This window comes from Streptomyces beijiangensis (assembly GCF_017315755.1).
GTDB lineage: Bacteria > Actinomycetota > Actinomycetes > Streptomycetales > Streptomycetaceae > Streptomyces > Streptomyces beijiangensis.
The window spans coordinates 1-2,627 of record NZ_JAFLRJ010000078.1 but is presented as its reverse complement, the minus strand read 5'-3'; the positions used below and the strand labels follow the sequence as shown (position 1 = coordinate 2,627).

Annotated in this window: 3 protein-coding genes; all 3 read left to right on the top strand. The window is 72.5% G+C overall.

Going from position 1 to position 2,627, the window contains the following annotated elements:
• On the top strand, positions 1-790 hold a 790-nt coding region (locus tag J0695_RS08990; protein WP_206961352.1), incomplete at its 5' end, for a beta-ketoacyl-[acyl-carrier-protein] synthase family protein.
• 23 nt (positions 791-813) lie between these two features.
• A complete protein-coding gene (locus J0695_RS08985; protein WP_307798510.1) occupies positions 814-1,803 on the top strand; it encodes a 3-oxoacyl-ACP synthase III family protein in 990 nt (329 codons plus the stop codon).
• A 40-nt stretch (positions 1,804-1,843) separates the two neighbouring features.
• Positions 1,844-2,584, top strand: coding sequence for a carboxymuconolactone decarboxylase family protein (locus tag J0695_RS08980; RefSeq protein ID WP_206961350.1), 741 nt, complete (start codon positions 1,844-1,846; stop codon positions 2,582-2,584).
• Positions 2,585-2,627 lie beyond the last annotated feature (43 nt).

Genomic DNA, 2,627 nt, shown 5'->3' with positions numbered 1-2,627 from the left:
GCTGTTGGACCTCGGGGCCCGTGGCCCCTCCCTGGCCACCGAGACCGCCTGCGCCTCTGGGGCCAGCGCACTCGCCGTCGCCAGGGACCTGTTGCTGAGCGGGGCCTGCGACATCGCGGTGGCCGGCGGCACCGAGGCGGCGATCACGCCGGTGGTCACCACCGGGTTCCAGCGGATGGGGGCGCTGTCCTCCCGTACCGGCGACCCCGCGGCTGCCTCCCGGCCGTTCGCCGACGACCGGGACGGGTTCGTCATCTCCGAGGGCGCAGCGATCCTGGTCCTGGAACGGGTCGGGGACGCCCGGGCCCGCGGCCGGCGCGGCTACGCCCAACTCGCCGGTACCGGAATGAGTTCCGACGCCCATCACCCCACCGCGCCCGCCCCCGGCGGGAACGTCGCCGAGGTCGCGCTGCGCGCGGCGGTGGCCGAAGCGGGCCTGCGGCCGTCGGACATCGACCATGTCAACGCGCACGGCACCTCGACCCCGAAGAACGACGAGATGGAGGCCGAGCTGATCGGCCGGGTGCTGCCGCACGGCCCCAGCGTCACCGCGGCCAAGGGGGTGCTCGGCCACAGCCTCGGCGCGGCCGGGGCCGTCGAGGCGGCCCTCACCGTCCTGACGATCCACCACTCCACGGTTCCGCCGGTCGCCAACCTCACCCCGCAGAGCCTGGCCTTCGACCTGGACTGCGTCACCGGTGCGGAGCGCCGGCAGGACGTACGGGCGGCGGTCAGCCACTCCTTCGGATTCGGCGGCCACAACGTCGTCCTGGCCTTCCGCGCCAACTGACTGAGAGAGCAACCCTGTTGACCGTGCACAGCTCCATCGTCCATGCCGCCGTCCACGTCCCCGCGGGGCGCCAGAGCGCCGCCGAGGCCGAGGACCGCTTCCGGGAGGGCAACCCCGGCGTCCCCATGTCCCGCGGTGTGCTGCAGCACATGTACGGACTCCTCGAAAGGACCGTCGCCCCCGCCGCCGACCAGCCGTCCGACCTCGCGGCGCGGGCGGCCCGTACCGTGCTCGAAGAGACCGGAACGGACCCCCTGGACGTCGACCTGCTGCTGTTCGCGGGGATCCTCGCCGACATGGAGGAGCCCGCGACGGCCCATGTGGTCGCCGACAAACTCGGCCTGCGATCACCGGTGTTCGATGTGAAGAACGCCTGCAACGGAGTACTGAACGCACTGGAGATCGCCGACGCGTTCATCCGCTCGGGCCAGTACCGGCGCATCCTCGTCACCACCGCCGAGGTCAGCACCCGGGAGAGCCGCTGGGTCATCGACGACCCCGCCGACGTCATCACGGCCCTGCCCAGCCTCTCCACCGGCGACCTGGGCTCGGCGCTGCTGGTCGAAGCCTCCGAGCGGCCCGGCATCATCGGCTCCCGCTTCTTCGCCAACTCCGCGGGCTGGCAGGCGGCCACCCTCCCCAACCCGTACGCCAACCACCGCACCCTGGGCCATCTGCGCATCGACTCGGGGCAGTTGGTGAACTCCTTCGGCGGGCTGCCGGAGAAGGTGCGCGGCGGGCTGCACGACCTCGGCGTGAAGGCGGGCGATCTGGACCTCGTCTGCATCCACCAGCCCTCGGTCGCCTTCACCAGGGTCGCCTGCGAGTGGGTCGGCGTCGACCCTGACCGGATCCTGTCCACCTTCCCCGCCCACGGCAACGTCGCCACCAACACCCTTCCGCTCCAACTGGCCACCGCCGTACGAACGGACAGGCTCCGGCGGGGCGACCTGGTGGGTCTCTTCGGTTTCGCCAGCGGTGCCAGCGCGGGCTTCGTCATCTGCGAGTGGTGACCCCGCCGCACCTCCCCCCGTACCTGCCCGGAGGCAGCCCATGAACCTCACCGCTCCCCGTATCCCGCCCGTGTCCCCGGCCGACTGGCCGCCGACCCTCCACGCCGTACTGGAGGCCTCCAAGAAGGACGGCCCGGGCCGGGTCAACCTCTTTGGAACCCTGGCCCACCACCCGCCGCTGGCCGCGGCCTGGCTCTCGCTCGCCAAGGTCCTCACCCACGAGGGCACCCTCGCCGTACGGGACAGGGAGCTCGCCGTCCTGCGTACCGCCCACCGTCTCGGCTCCGCCTTCGTCTGGTCCCGGCACGCCGCGCAGGCCGCCACGGAAGGCCTGGACCCCGACGAGACGCAGGCGACCGCGGCGCCTCTGGACACGTACGCGTGGGCACCCGGCGACCTCGACGTCCTGCGGGCGACCGACGCTCTCCTCGACCATGCCGACGTGCCGGACGACGTCTGGACCGCGCTCTCGCGCCGGCTCCAGGAGCAGCAGCTGATCGAGCTCCTGGTCCTGGTCGGACAGTGCTCGATGATGTGCATGACGCTCCGTACGCTGCGGACCCCGTCCGACACCGCCGGGCCGCAGGTGAGCATCTCCCGCGAGCTGTGCTGCAGTTCGGGCCAGTGCGTGGCCACCGCACCCGGTGTCTTCGAGCAGAGCGACGAGGACGGTCTGGTCACCCTCCTCGTGGACGCCCCGGGCCCGGAGCTGGCCGCCGACCTCCGTCTTGCCGCGGCGCTCTGCCCCGGCGGCGCCATCACCGTGACCGAAGCCCCGTAGCCCTGCCGCGAAAGAGACCCCCACCGTGACGACCGCCCCTGCC